Annotated in this window: 10 protein-coding genes; 5 read left to right on the forward strand and 5 right to left on the reverse strand. The window is 74.0% G+C overall.

What is annotated here, in order from left to right; all coding sequences use genetic code 11:
• Positions 1–2 precede the first annotated feature (2 nt).
• Positions 3–1,829, reverse strand: coding sequence for a glutamine--fructose-6-phosphate transaminase (isomerizing) (gene glmS, locus ACIQWA_RS19910; RefSeq protein WP_360237013.1), 1,827 nt, complete (start codon positions 1,827–1,829; stop codon positions 3–5).
• A 37-nt stretch (positions 1,830–1,866) separates the two neighbouring features.
• Complete coding sequence (locus tag ACIQWA_RS19915; RefSeq protein WP_360237016.1) at positions 1,867–2,142, reverse strand: hypothetical protein; 276 nt, start codon at positions 2,140–2,142, stop codon at positions 1,867–1,869.
• Between the two features lie 239 nt (positions 2,143–2,381).
• Here ACIQWA_RS19915 and asnB point away from each other — a divergent pair, with 239 nt between their 5' ends.
• The 4 genes from asnB (at position 2,382) to ACIQWA_RS19935 (ending at position 7,689) form a co-directional block, all read left to right on the forward strand.
• The gene (gene asnB, locus ACIQWA_RS19920; protein ID WP_402484152.1) at positions 2,382–4,238 is read left to right on the forward strand and encodes an asparagine synthase (glutamine-hydrolyzing); all 1,857 of its coding nucleotides are present in this window, start codon (positions 2,382–2,384) and stop codon (positions 4,236–4,238) included.
• 237 nt (positions 4,239–4,475) lie between these two features.
• Positions 4,476–5,615, forward strand: coding sequence for a hypothetical protein (locus tag ACIQWA_RS19925; protein WP_402484154.1), 1,140 nt, complete (start codon positions 4,476–4,478; stop codon positions 5,613–5,615).
• Positions 5,616–5,755: 140 nt separating this feature from the next.
• Positions 5,756–7,186, forward strand: a complete 1,431-nt coding sequence (locus ACIQWA_RS19930) for a pyridoxal phosphate-dependent decarboxylase family protein (protein ID WP_402484155.1) — start codon at positions 5,756–5,758, stop codon at positions 7,184–7,186.
• 77 nt (positions 7,187–7,263) lie between these two features.
• Positions 7,264–7,689, forward strand: coding sequence for a hypothetical protein (locus tag ACIQWA_RS19935; RefSeq protein WP_360237028.1), 426 nt, complete (start codon positions 7,264–7,266; stop codon positions 7,687–7,689).
• Positions 7,690–7,704: 15 nt separating this feature from the next.
• On the opposite strand, the gene ACIQWA_RS19940 is transcribed toward ACIQWA_RS19935, so the two are convergent.
• The 3 genes from ACIQWA_RS19940 to ACIQWA_RS19950 form a co-directional block, all read right to left on the reverse strand.
• A complete protein-coding gene (locus ACIQWA_RS19940; protein WP_402484157.1) occupies positions 7,705–8,397 on the reverse strand; it encodes a hypothetical protein in 693 nt (230 codons plus the stop codon).
• 156 nt (positions 8,398–8,553) lie between these two features.
• Positions 8,554–8,808, reverse strand: a complete 255-nt coding sequence (locus ACIQWA_RS19945; protein ID WP_402484159.1) for a hypothetical protein — start codon at positions 8,806–8,808, stop codon at positions 8,554–8,556.
• Between the two features lie 121 nt (positions 8,809–8,929).
• Positions 8,930–12,886 (reverse strand): amino acid adenylation domain-containing protein, encoded by a 3,957-nt coding sequence (locus tag ACIQWA_RS19950; RefSeq protein WP_402484161.1) that lies wholly within the window; start codon positions 12,884–12,886, stop codon positions 8,930–8,932.
• A gap of 222 nt (positions 12,887–13,108) precedes the next feature.
• On the opposite strand from ACIQWA_RS19950, the gene ACIQWA_RS19955 reads away from it, so the two are divergent.
• On the forward strand, positions 13,109–13,855 hold the full coding sequence (locus tag ACIQWA_RS19955; RefSeq protein WP_402484163.1) for a GNAT family N-acetyltransferase: 747 nt from the start codon (positions 13,109–13,111) through the stop codon (positions 13,853–13,855).
• The last annotated feature ends 140 nt before the right edge of the window (positions 13,856–13,995 follow it).

Raw genomic sequence — 13,995 nt, forward strand, 5'->3', positions numbered from 1 at the left:
GGCTACTCCACCGTCACGCTCTTCGCCAGGTTGCGCGGCTTGTCCACGTCCCGGCCGAGGGCGACCGCCGCGTGGTAGGCGAGCAGCTGGAGCGGGATGTTGAGGAGCAGCGGGTCCAGCTCGGGCTCGCTCTTGGGGACCAGGATGCAGTGGTCGGCCAGCTTGTCCTCGGGCCGGCGGTGGGCGACCGCGATGACCCGGCCGGAACGGGCCTTGATCTCGCCGAGGGTGGTGAGGTTCTTGTCCAGCAGCTCGTCGTCCGGGACGAGGGCCACGGTCGGCAGCTCGGGGCTGATCAGGGCCAGCGGCCCGTGCTTGAGCTCGCTCGCCGGGTAGGCCTCGGCGTGGACGTAGGAGATCTCCTTGAGCTTCTGCGCGCCCTCCCGGGCCACCGGGTAGCCGCGGACCCGGCCGATGAACATCATGCCGACGGAGTCGGCGTACTCGGCCGCCAGCTTCGCGATCGCGTCGGACTGGTCGAGCACCTCGCGGATCTGGTCGGGCAGCGCCTGGAGGGCGGACACGATCCGGCGGCCGTCGGCCGGCGAGAGGTCGTGGATCCGGCCGAAGTGCAGGGCGAGCAGCGCGAAGGCGACCACGGTGGAGGTGAACGCCTTGGTGGAGGCCACGGAGACCTCGGGACCGGCGTGCAGGTAGATGCCGCCGTCGCACTCGCGGGCGATCGCGCTGCCCACGGTGTTCACGACGCCGAGGACCCGCCCGCCCTTGCGCTTGATCTCCTGGACGGCGGCGAGGGTGTCGTAGGTCTCGCCGGACTGGCTGACCGCGACGTACAGGGTGTCGGCCTCGATCACCGGGTTGCGGTAGCGGAACTCCGAGGCGGGCTCGCTGTGGGCGGGGATGCGGGCCAGCTCCTCGATCAGCTGGGCGCCCATCTCGCCCGCGTAGTAGGCGGATCCGCAGCCGAGGATCTTCACCCGGCGGATCTCGCGCAGCTCCCTGGCGTCCAGGTTGAGGCCGCCGAGGTGGGCGGTGCTGAACCGCTCGTCGAGCCGGCCGCTGAGGGTGCGCTCGACGGAGGTGGGCTGCTCGTGGATCTCCTTGAGCAGGTAGTGGTCGTACCCGCCGGTGTCGAAGGAGTCGATCTCCCAGTCGACGGTGGACGGCTGGCGGTGGGTGGTGCGGGCGTCCGCGGTGAAGGTGCGGAAGCCGTCGGCACGGACGGTGGCGAGCTCGCCGTCCTCCAGGTGCACCACCTGGCGCGTGTAGCGGACCAGGGCGGAGACGTCGGAGGCGGCGAACATCTCCTTCTCGCCGATGCCGAGCACGATCGGGCTGCCGTTGCGGGCGACCACGATGCGGTCGGGCTGCTCGGCGTCGAGCACCGCGATGCCGTAGGTGCCGACGACCCGGCCGAGCGCGGCGCGGACGGCGTCCTCCAGCTCGACGCCCTCGGCGGTGTGCGCGGCGATCAGGTGGGAGAGCACCTCGGTGTCGGTCTCGGAGCGGAAGACCGCGCCGTCGGCGGTGAGCTTGGCGCGCAGTTCGTCGGCGTTCTCGATGATGCCGTTGTGCACGACGGCGATCCGCTCGGCGTTGTCCAGGTGCGGGTGCGCGTTGGCGTCGCTGGGCACGCCGTGGGTGGCCCAGCGGGTGTGGCCGATTCCGGTGCCGCCCTTGAAGCGGGCCGGCACGGCGGCGGCGAGGTCGGCGACCCGGCCCTTCACCTTGCGGAGCTTGATGCCGCCGGTGCGCCCGGCGACGGCGACGCCGGCCGAGTCGTAGCCGCGGTACTCCAGCCGGGCCAGTCCTTCCAGCAGGAAGGGGGTCGCGTCCTTGGGGCCGATGTAGGCCACGATTCCGCACATGCGTGGACTCCTCCAGAAATAGCGAATGAACCGGGGCTCAGCCGTAGACGATCCGGCGCAGCTGACGGGCCGAGAGCTCCGGCGCCGCGACGCGGCGGGCGGGCAGCTCCTCGGCGAGCCGGGCGAAGATGCGTTCGTTGGTGAGGCCGCGTGCCTGCAGCTCGCCGTGGCGGCGACGGACGTACTCCTCGGTGGTCTCGGAGAAGTACGCCAGCACCTCCGCCACGACCCGCGCCGCCTCCCGGGGCCCGAGCGGGCTGGTCCGGGAGAGGTGGGCGAGGAGGTCTTCGTGAGGGTGGGGTGAGCTCGGCACGAATGAGAACTCTAGGTCGCCCGGCTCGCCGAAGCCAAAGATCTTGCCCGAATTCGGGCAGGCTTCGCGACTTTCGGCCCGGGTAACCGCGCGGACCCCCTGCCGTCACCTTCCGGACAGGCTCTTGATGCCGAGCCGAGGGCGCCCGTACCGTGACCCCCGCCACACGTGCCCGAAGCACACGAACCCGAAGCACACGTGCCCGAAGCACACCAACCCGAACACCGGAGGGCTTGCTGATGTGCGGGATCACCGGATGGGTCGCCTTCGACCGCGACCTCACCGCCGAGCGGGACGTCCTCGAAGCCATGACGGCCACCCAGGTCTGCCGCGGCCCGGAGGCCGGCGGCGTCCACCTGGAGCCGCACGCCGCGCTCGGCCACCGCCGCCCCGGAGCCGCCGGAGCCGCCGACGGCGGGGCGCGGCCGCTGTCCGTCGAACACGACGGCCGCCCACTGGCCGTGCTCGCCTTCGGCGGCGAGGTCCACAACCACCGCGAACTGCGCGCGGAACTGGAGGCGGCCGGTCACCGCTTCCGCACCCGGGACGCCGCCGAGGTCGTACTGCTCGGCTACCTGGAGTGGGGCGAGGGCCTGGCCGAGCGGCTCAACGGCGCGTACGCCTTCGCGATCTGGGACTCCCGGCACGAGGAGCTGCTGCTGGTCCGCGACCGGCTGGGCGTCAAACCGCTGCACTACCACCCCACCCCGGACGGCGTGGTGTTCGGCTCCGGCGCCGGGGCGGTGCTGGCCCACCCCGCGGTCCGCGCGGTGGTCGACCTGGACGGGCTGCGCGAACTGCTCTCGCTCACCCGCACGCCCGGCGCCACCCCGTACCGGGGCGTCCACGAGGTCCGTCCCGGGCACCTGGTCCGGGTGCGCCGCGGCGGCGTCACGGAGCGCCGCTACTGGGGGCTGGAGGCGCGCGAGCACGTCGACTCCCTGGAGTCCACGATCGCCACCGTCCGGGCCCTGCTGGAGGACATCGTCCACCGCCAGCTCGATTCGGACCTGCCGCTCTGCTCGCTGCTCTCCGGCGGCCTGGACTCCAGCGCCCTCACCGCCCTCGCCGCGGCGGCGCTGCGCCGGACGGGGGCCGGCCCGCTGCGCACCCTCGCGGTGGACTTCACCGGCCGGGACGAGGACCTCCACCCCGACCCGGCCCGCTCGACGCCGGACGGCCCGTACGCCCGGATGCTCGCCCGGCACGTCGGCGCCGAGCACGACGTGATCGCGCTGGACGCCGCCGAGCTCACCGAGCTGCGCCGCGGCCACGCCGTACTGCGCGCCCGGGACCTCCCGGGCGGGCTCGCCGACCTGGACGCCGCCCTGCTGCTGCTCTTCCGCCGCGTCCGGGAGCGGGCCGCCGTCGCCCTGTCCGGCGAGGCCGCGGACGAGCTGTTCGGCGGCTACCCCTGGTTCCACGACCCGGCCGCGATCGCCGCCGACGACTTCCCCTGGGCCGCCCGGCTCGACGGCGGCCTGGCCGGACCTGGCTCCGCCCCGCGCGAGCAGCTGCTCGACGCCGACCTGCTGCGCAAGCTCGACCTGGCCGGCCACCGCCGGGCCCAGTACCGGACGGCGCTCGCCGAAGTCCCGCACCTGCCCGCCGCCGACCCGGTGGAACGGCGGATGCGCGAGGTGTCGTACCTCAACCTCACCCGCTTCTCCGGCGTGCTGCTCGACCGCAACGAGCGGATGAGCCGGGCCAACGGACTGGAGGTGCGGGTGCCGTTCTGCGACCACCGGCTGGTCCAGTACGTCTTCAACACGCCGTGGGCGATGAAGACCTTCGACGGGCAGCCGAAGAGCCTGCTGCGCGCCGCCGTCCGGGACCTGCTGCCGGCCGAGGTGGCCGACCGGATGAAGAGCCCGTACCCGATCACCGCCGACCCGCGCTACCCGCAGCTGCTGCGCGCCGACCTCGCCCGGCTCGCCGCCGCACGGACCTCCCCGGCGCTGGAGCTGCTGGACCGGCGGCGGCTGGCCGACGCGCTCGCCCCCGACACCGACCCCGGGTCGGTGCGGCTGGGCGTCGACCTGGCGCTGGACCTCGACGTCTGGCTGACGGAGTACCGGGTGACGCTGGAACTCTGACGCACCGTCCCCCCGCACGGAGGGCGCGAGGCGCACCCGGCCCACGGCGCACCACCCCGAACGGGTGGTCCGCCGGGGCCCCGCCCGCCGGGAGCCGTCCCGGCCCGCCGGGGCCTCCCGGCCATGCGGTAGCGTCGCCGACACCTCCCGAATGGCGGGCGAAAACACGGGATCGCGCTCCCGGTGCCGTCAGGATGGGAGCGAACCGTTCACCTCGATCCGCCGGGGGATCCCGTCATGCAGCCGCGAGTCTTCGCGATTCTCACCGCCGTGCTCCTGGGCGTCCTGGGCCTGGGCTCGGTGGCCGTCACCGACTGGAAGCCCGCCACGGCCTCCGCCGCCCCGGCCGTCGCCGGTCCGGGCGCGGGTGCCGGTGCCGGTGCCGGTGCCGGTGCCGGTGCCCAGCCGGTCACGGCCGGCGCCGCGAGCGCCACCCCCACCGGCGACCCGGCGGTGTGGACCCGCTCGACGCTGCGCAACAAGATGATGGCCGAGATGGACGCCACCGACCCCGGTGTCGCCCTCGCCGACCTCGACCGGATCACCAAGGAGAAGCCGTACACCGTGCGCTTCTGCCACCCGATCGCGCACGAGCTCGGCCACGCGGCGGTCAAGCGCTTCAACGCCGACTTCCAGAAGGTCATCTCCTTCCCGCACGAGACCTGCGCGGCCGGCTACCTGCACGGCGCGGTCGAGGAGATGCTCAACGCCTCCACCCAGCCCGAGGTGGACCTGCTCAAGCTGTGCGCCCCCAAGAACAGCGGCCCCTGCATCCACGGCGTCGGCCACGGCACCATGTTCGTCGCCAAGCAGGACGTCGCCAAGGCGCGCGACCTGTGCAACAAGTTCACCTCCGACCAGAACCGGATCCGCTGCTCCGAGGGCCTCTTCATGCAGCTCTTCGGCCCGGACGAGGAGGACGAGCAGGCCAAGGCCAACCTGCCCGCCGACAAGCTCGCCCAGGATCCGCTGTACCCGTGCAAGGACCAGCCCTCGCTGTTCCAGTCCGCCTGCTACTTCTACGCCCCGACCTTCTACCTGTCCTCGCACGACTACCCGAACCACCCCGAGGTCTACGCCGACGCCCTCAAGTGGTGCCTCAACGGCAAGGCCAGCGGCGGGGCGGTGGACTGCAGCCGCGGGGTCGGCTCCCGGACCATGAAGTACAACCTGGACCGCGAGGACTGGGCCGCCCAGCAGTGCGCCACCGCCGCCGACGGCTGGCAGCGCAAGGCCTGCGCGGAGGGGCTGGTCAGCTACTACACGGTCAACTACACCGACGGCGGTGCGGCCGGGCGGCTCTGCGCGAAGATCACCAACAAGGAGATGCAGGGCTACTGCCGCTCCGCGGGCGGGCTCTCCTCCTCCCTCGACTGACCCCGACCGACCGGTCCCGCTCCCGCCCCGTCCCGCTCCCCGGGCCCGCGCCGCACGGCGCGGGCCCGTTCCGTACCATCGGCTGACCACCCGGTGCGCCGAGGACGCCGCGCCTCCCCCACACCGCCGGAGCACGCCCGATGGACACCCGCAGGACCGACTTCCGCGCCGCCGCCCACGCCACCGCCGACCTCGTCTCCGACTACCTCGCCGAACTCCCCGGCCGTCCCGTCTGGCAGCCCATGGACGACGCGGCACGCGGCGCCCTGCTCGACGCCCCGCTGCCCGCCGAGGGCCGCCCGCTCGCCGAACTCGTCGAGGCCATCGGCCGGGACGTCCTGCCCCACCCCATGGGCAACGGCAACCCGCGCTTCTTCGGCTGGGTGAACTCCGCGCCCGCCCCCGCCGGGGTGCTCGCCACCCTCGCCGCCGCCGCGATGAACCCCAGCTCGGCCGGCGGCGACCACGCCGACGTCCACCTGGAGCGCGCCGTGGTCCGCTGGATCGCCGAACTGGTCGGCTTCCCGCACCCGGCCGGCGGCGGACTGCTCACCTCCGGCACCTCGATGGCGACCATCGTCTGCCTGGCCGCCGCCCGCAACCGGGCCGCCCGCCGGGCCGGCCACGACCTCCGCGAGGAGGGCCTGGCCGGGCTGCCGCCGCTGGTCGGCTACGTCACCGGCGAGACCCACTCCTGCGTCCGCAAGGCCGCCGAGCTCCTCGGCCTCGGCAGCCGCCACCTGCGCACCGTCGCCACCGGCCCCGACGGGCTGCTCGACCCCGCTGACCTGCGCGCCGCCGTCGAACGCGACCGCGCCGCCGGACTGCTCCCCTTCCTGGTGGTCGCCTCGGCCGGCACCGTCGGCACCGGCGCGGTGGACGCCTTCGACCCGATCGCCGACCTCTGCCAGGAGCAGGGCCTGTGGCTGCACGTCGACGGCGCGTACGGCGCCTTCGGCCGGCTCGACCCCGCCATCGCCCACCGCTACGCGGGCCTGGAGCGCGCCGACTCGCTCGCCCTCGACCCGCACAAGTGGCTGGGCGTCCCGGTGGACTGCGGCTGCGCCCTGGTCCGGGACACCGGCGAACTGCGCGGCACGTTCAGCCTCGTCCCGTCCTACCTGCGCGACGAGACGGCCGGGGAGCTCGGCTGGTTCTCCGAGTACGGCACCGAGCAGACCCGCCCGTTCCGCGCCCTCAAGGTCTGGGCCACCATCGCCCACCGCGGCCGCAGCGGCCTCGTCCAGGACATCGCCCGGTGCACCGCACTCGCCCGACGGCTCGGTGAACTCGTCGCGGCCGACGGGGAGTTGGAGCTGCTCGCGGAGGTGCAGACGTCCATCGTGGCGTTCCGCCACCGGGCGCCCGGGCTGGACGCGGCGGCCCGCGACGCCCTCAACCGCGACCTGCCGGCCGCCGTCCAGCGGCGCGGCCGGGTCTTCGTCACCGGCGCCCGGCTCGGCGGGCACGAGGTGCTCCGGGCCTGCCTGCTCAACGCCGCGACCACCGAGGAGGACCTGCGCCTGCTGGTCGACGAGGTCCGGGCCGCCGCCCGCACGCTGTTGTCGTAACACACCGGCGCCGACCTTAACCACCGAGTCACGGACGGGTCGCGATCAGGAAACACCGGTCGGGCACGGTGGAGGCCATGGAGAACTCGCAGCCTTCCGCCCACCGTGCCCGCCGCTGGCGCCGCGACACCGTCGAGCTGGCCGCCGCCTTCCTCTCCGTCACCGCGGCCGACCTGATCGCGAAGGTCGTCCTGCACGGCTCCGACGGCGCGCTCGTCCTCGCCACCTCGGCCCTCGCACTGCTCGCCGTCACCCTGCTGCACGCCTGGTGGTCCCCGCACGCCCCGCCCCCGACGACGGTCTGGCGGGTCCGCACCACCACCCTCGCCCACACCCACAGCACGCTCGCCGACCACCGGATCACCCTGCTCTCGCTCCACCGCCACCCCACGGCGGACGAGCTCTTCCTCCAGACCCCCCACTCCCTGGACCCGGCGGCCCTCACCGCCCTGCTCACCACCACCGGCCACACCGTCGAGGACACCCCGACCCGGATCGCCTGAGCGGCGCGGATCCGCTCAGTCCTCGACCTCGACGGCGGTCCGGATCTCCAGGGCCCGCTTCGCCAGGTCGTCCGGCCGGGCCGTGCCCGACGCGTCGATCACGGCGCCGACCGTCGTTCCGTCCGCCCAGATGCAGAGGGTCCGGGCGTCGGTGGAATCGCCCAGGACCGCGCAGTCCATCGCTCCGCCGAGCGGCCCGGCCGGGTAGTCCCGGCGGCTGCGCACCGGCTCCTGGGTGTCACTGGTCGAATCGGCGCCCCAGACCGCTCCGAACTGTGCGTCCAACTCCCCCCGGGCGTCCGGGAAGCCCCCCGTCATCGCGGCGACCAGCAGGGTGGTGCGGCCCGAGCCGGCGGGGCCGTAGCCCGCCACCGACACATCCCGGTAGCGGCTCAGCGCGGTCAGGTTCCGATGCAGGCGGTTGCGCTCCGCGGTGACCTCGCTGGTGTCCGGCATCCGCTCCTGGTCACCGATCCGGTCCGCCAGCACGATCTTGTGCGCGGGCGGGGCACCCGCACCGGTGACGGCGGCCACGGTGAGCCCGGCGAACAGGGCGACGACCACCGCGCCGCCGATCCAGACGCCGCGGGACATCCTGCGGTACCAGGGCAGCGGGGCCACCGGCTCCAGGGTGTTGGCCCAGATCGCCTGGAGACCGGTGGGTCTCCCGGTCGGCTCTTCGCTCTCCAAGTCCGCCGTGTCCGCCATGTCCGCCATGTCATCCCACTCGTATCAACAGCTGCTCAACAGGTCGCCGGATGATACGTCAGCACGCGAAGGGCCCGCACTCGCCTTTCGGAACCGGCCGACGTTAATGGCGGCGGCGGGCGCCCGATCGGGCGCCCGCCGGTCCTGCGGCCGGAATCAGCCCTGGGAGGGCTGCACCACGCACACCGCGTTGCCCAGCATGCTGCCGAAGCCGCCGAGCAGCGCACCGGTGACGCTCTTGCAGGCGGCCGCCTCCTGGGGGGTCTTCGGGCCGTTGTTGCTGCTGGTGTTGATGCTGGTGTTGTTGTTGCTGCTGCTGCCGGCGGCGGCCGCCGTCTGGGCGAGGGCGAGCGGCACGGCCAGCAGCAGGGCGCAACAGGCCGTGGCCAGTGCGGAGTTCTTCGCGAGCATGGGGGAGCCCCTTCGGATCGAGACGGGTTCGGCGGAAAGCCGAGCCATCCCTATCCGAAGGGGCTCCCGCGGTCACGGATCCTGGGCCATCCGTGAGCGTGTCCGCGTCAGCGCCCGGGCGTCACGGGGTGAGCCGCTCCACCGCCCGGATGGCGGCGGCGAGTTCGAGCACCCCGTGCTCCTTGAGCACCCCGTAGTGGTCCCCGGCCAGCTCCACCACGGTGGGCGGGGCGGCCGACCAGCCGGTGCTGCCCTCGATGAAGGAGTAGTCGTCACCCGAGGCCTTGAAGACGGTCACCGGCGCCGCCAGCCGCCGCTCGGCCAGCTCGCGGAAGCTGTACTCGAACTCGTAGGTCTCCCCGACGATCCGGGTGATCCGGCGGATCACCTCCTCGTCCAGCGCGGGCAGCATCCGGTGCACCTCGGCGACGAACGAGGACTCGTCGACCGTCCGGGCCAGGCAGCGCTCCAGCTCGGGCCCGCTGATCGCCCCGGCGAACACCGAGAACAGGATGGTCACGTACGCCGGGTTGGCGTACGAGGACTCCCGGCCGTACTCCCGGCCGTCGGCCTGCCGGACCTCCGGGTTGCCCGGACAGATCAGCAGCAGCTGCTCCACCCGCTCGCCGGCCTGCTCCAGCTGCCAGGCCGCCTCGAAGGCGACCCGGGCGCCGAAGGAGTAGCCCCACAGGGTGTACGGGCCCTCGGGCTGCACCCGGCGCAGCTCGGCGAGGTCGGCGGCGGCCGTCTCCCGGATGGTGGCGTACGGCGTCTCGCCCTCGTTGATGCCGTGCGCCTGGACGCCGTAGAAGGGGCGGCCGTCGCTCGCCTCCCGGCCGAGCAGCCGCAGGTTCATCGGGTAGCCGCCCAGCCCGGGCCAGCAGAACACCGGCCGGCGCTGCTGCCCCTGCTCGCCCGGCTGCCCGTGCTCACCCTGCTCACCCGGCTCCCCGTGCTCGCCCCGCTCCCCCGGCGCCAGCGGGACCAGCCGCGAGGCCGGCCCGCCGTCCGAGGCCGAGATCCGGGCCGCCAGGTCCGCCAGCTTCGGGCACTCGAACACCACCTGGAGCGGCAGCGAGGTCCCGAACTCCCGGTTGATCCGGTGGACCAGCGCCACGGCGGTCAGCGAGTTGCCGCCGGCGGCGAAGAACTCGTCGGTCACCGACACCTCCTCGTACTTGAGGGCCTGCCCCCAGGCCTCGGCCAGCCACCGTTCCCGCGCGGTGCGCGGGGCGACGAACTCGCCGCGCGCGCCGTCCGCGCGGACGGCCTCGGACTCGGCCAGCGCCTTGAGGTCGACCTTGCCGTTCGCGGTGAGCGGCAGGGCGTCGACGATCAGCACCCGGTTGGGCAGCATGTAGTCGGGCAGCAGGGTGGCGAGTTCGTCCTTGATGATCTCGGCCGGGCCCTTCATGTGCACGGTGTCCTCGTGCATGCCCTCGCTGCGGATCTGCTCCTCGCTCACCTTCCCGCCGAGGAAGAAGTACGAGGGCCCGGTGGCGATGCCCGCCGCGTCGAGGATCTCGTCGATCCGGCGCGAAGCCGGCAGCGGGTGGCCGGACTTGGAGCTGTAGCCGGAGGACATGAAGCCCAGGCCCAGGCCGTTGCGCTGGAGGTGGTGCAGCTTGGTGCCGAGCGCGACGTACTCCAGCCAGTCCTCGGCGGCCCGGCTGACCGCGGTGATGCCGAACGCGGCCCGGGCGTACACGGCCTGGTTGATCGCGATCACCTGCCGGGACTCCACCACCTCGTCCGCGACCCTGGTCAACTCGCCGTCGGCGTAGCGGTACAGGCCGGCCGGCAGGCCGTCCACCCGGTCGGCGTGGGCCTGGACGTAGAGCTCGGTGTGCTCCTCGGGGGCGAGGCCGCGGTTGCGGTCGACGGTGAAGCTGCCCAGGTAGTGGTCCTCCTCGGCGACGTCCAGCCGCCGCCGGACGGCCGGGTCGAAGCCCTGCGGGCGCACCTCCAACCCGTACTCGGGCAGCACCTCCTCCAGCACGCCCAGCATGTGCCCGGTCTCGAACTCCAGCACCTCGCGGATGTTGTTCTTGTACACCGGCTCGATCGCCCCGGTCCTTCCGGAGAAGTGCAGTGTCAGGTACGGCTCCGGGCGGGCCTCGGCGGCGCCGACCCTGATCAGGGCGTGCTCGACCGGGTGGTAGTAGTACAGCCCGGCGGCCAGCCCGTCCAGGCCGCCGGTCTCCAGGTACAGCTGGGTCGCGTAGAGCGCGCCGGGCGAGGCGTAGGCGTACTTGGGCAGCAGCCGCTCCTCGCTGTGGAACTGGCCGAACCAGCGCAGGATCCGGCCGAGTTCGGGGAGGCTCAGCAGGCCGAGCGCACGGCCGAAGGGGCCGGCCGGGCGGGGGGCGAGCAGCGCGGTGAGGTCGTCCCGGGTGACCGGGCCGCCGTCGTAGAAGCGGTAGGTCTTGCGGGCGAAGACGGCCCGCCGCTGGCTCTCGGTCTCGCGCCGGCCGGGCAGTTCCACCTTCTCCCGGCCGGCCAGCTGGGCCGGGGGCCGCAGCCCGGGGTCGGACAGCTGGGCCCTGACCTGGAGCCGGCTGGCCTTGGACTGGTGGTGGCCGCCGTGGTCGCCCTGGTCCATCAGGGCGGCCTCGCGCGGGTTCAGTTCGACGCAGGCGACCAGGTTCTGGTGGCCGGTGCGCCCGTCGGCGGTGACCACGGCGGCCGAGCGGCGGACCCAGGTGTGCTCCTCGATCGCCCGGGCGATCTCGTCCAGCTCGACCCGGTAGCCGCGCAGCTTGACCTGGTTGTCGACCCGGCCGGCGAACTGGAGGGTGCCGTCCGGGTTCCAGTGCACCAGGTCGCCGGTGCGGTACAGCTTCTCGGCCGGGGCGAACGGGGAGGGCACGAACCGCTCGGCGGTCAGCTCCGGCCGGTGCAGGTAGCCGCGGGCCAGCTGGACGCCGCCGATGTACAGCTCGCCGACGTCCCCGAGGCTGACCGGGGCCATCCGTTCGTCCAGGACGTAGCACTGGGTGTTGTCGACCGGCCGGCCGATCGGCACCGAGCCGGGGCCGTCGCCCAGCGCGGCCGGGTCGACCACATGGGCGGTGGCGTTGATGGTGCACTCGGTCGGGCCGTACAGGTTGACCAGCGCGGCCCCCGGCAGGGCGGCGGCCAGGTCGCGGGCCAGCCGCAGCGAGAGCGCCTCGCCGCCGGAGAACAGGCCGGTCAGGCCGGTGCAGTCGGTGAAGCCCCCGGTGTCCAGCAGGGCCTGCAGCAGGGTCGGCACGCACTGCAGGGCGGTCACGCCGTACCGGCGCACCGCGGCCACCAGCGCCTCCGGGTCCCGGTAGAGCCCGGGCGTGCCGGCCACCACCCGGGCGCCGACGGCCGGGGCGAGGATCTCCCACTGGGCGGCGTCGAAGCTCATCGGGGTCTTCTGCAGCACGGTGACCCCGGGGTCGAGGTGCCCGGCGGTGTGCAGCCAGCGCAGTTGGGAGACCACCGCCCGGTGCTCGATCTGTACGCCCTTGGGACGGCCGGTGCTGCCGGAGGTGTAGATCACGTAGGCCGTCGACTCCGGCCGCGCCCACTCCTCGGGCCGCCCGTGCGCCGCCGGCGCCTCCTCGACGGTGAGGACCGCGGTGCCGGCCGGCAACAGCGCGGCCAGCCGCTCGCGCAGGTGCTCCTGGGTGAGGACGATCCGGGTGCCGCTGTCCTCGATCATGTAGCGCAGCCGGTCCTCCGGGTACTCGGGCGACAGCGGCAGGTAGCCGGCCCCGGCGTACAGGACGCCCCAGGCCCCGGCGACCAGCTCCACCGAGGGCTCGACGTACAGGCCCACGCAGTCGTCCGGGCCCGCGCCCGCGCCCAGCGCGCGCAGCCGCGCGGCCAGCCCGCGGGCGCGTTCGGACAGCTCCAGGAAGGTGAGGTGGCCGTGCTCGCCGACGACGGCCGGGGACACCGGCCGGGTGCGGACCTGTTGGTCCAGCAGGCCGGTGAGGGAGGTGCCGACCGGGGCCCGGCGGGCGTGCGGGAGGTGGGTGACGGAAGTGCCGCCGGTGGCGGTGGTGGCGCCGGTGGTGGCGGTGGTGGCGAGGTCGGCGTTGCGCATGGGAGAGCCTTCGGTGCGTGGACGTACGGACCCCGGCGGCCCTGCTCACCAGGAGCGCCGGGTACGGACTCCACCGTCGGCCGCCCGCCGTCCCGGCCGCATGAGGCACCGGTCTGGACCTGTGCCGGGTCCGTCCCGGCCGGAGGCCGGTGCACGGCCGGGCATTCGTGCGTTCACGATCACGTAACCGGCCGGAAGCGAGCCCTCGGTAGCGTCGGACCCATGACGGCACCCCGCACCCGCCTCGAACGGCTCTGGCACCGGCCCTTCCGCAGGTCGAACCGCAGGTGCGCGGCGCCCGAAGCCCAGTCCAACCGGCCGCCCGCGCACCCCGGCGGCCCGCACCGGCCGCCCCGCGGCCACTCCGCCCCGGTCACCCCGGCCACACCGGTCACCCCGGCCACACCGGTCACCTCGGCCACCCAGGCCACACCGGCCCTGGACGTGTCCCGGCTGTCCCTGCCGGACGGGACCGAGCTGCTGCTGCGCCCGGCCGGCCCGGCCGACAAGGCGGCGGCCCTGGCGATGCACGAGCGCTGCTCCCCCGCCGCGCTGCGGCTGCGCTACCACGGCCCGGTCCGCGACGCCGACCGCTACCTGGAGCACCTGCTGGACCCCCGGCACGGCCGCAGCCTGGTGGTGGCCGCCCCCGACGGGCGGGTCCTCGCCCTCGGGCACCTGATGTGGGACGGGGACGAGGCGGAACTGGCCGTGCTGGTCGAGGACGCCTGGCAGCGGCACGGGCTCGGCCTGGCGCTGCTCCGGCGGCTGACCGCGGTGGCCCGGGCGGCCGGGATCGGCACGGTGTACGCGGTGACCCAGGCCGCCAACACCGGGCTGATCACCGCGATGCGCCGGCTGGCCGCGCCGCTGGACTTCCACTGCGAGGACGGCACCCTGGTGATCACCGCCACCCTGGCCGCCGGAGCCGCGCCCGCCGCCGCCTCCGCACCCGCTCCGGGCCGCTGATCATTTCTTCACCACATCCTTACCGGCTGTCCCGGGAACCCGGGGCAGCCGACGGAGCGTCCTTCCCCGCGGCAGCGGTCCCTCCGTACACCGCCCTCCTTGACGGGCCGTCAGCAGCCCTGGCGGCGGCGTCGCAGCTG

Origin of the sequence: Kitasatospora sp. NPDC098652 (assembly GCF_044760155.1) — a bacterium.
In the GTDB taxonomy this organism is placed as follows: Bacteria; Actinomycetota; Actinomycetes; order Streptomycetales; family Streptomycetaceae; genus Kitasatospora.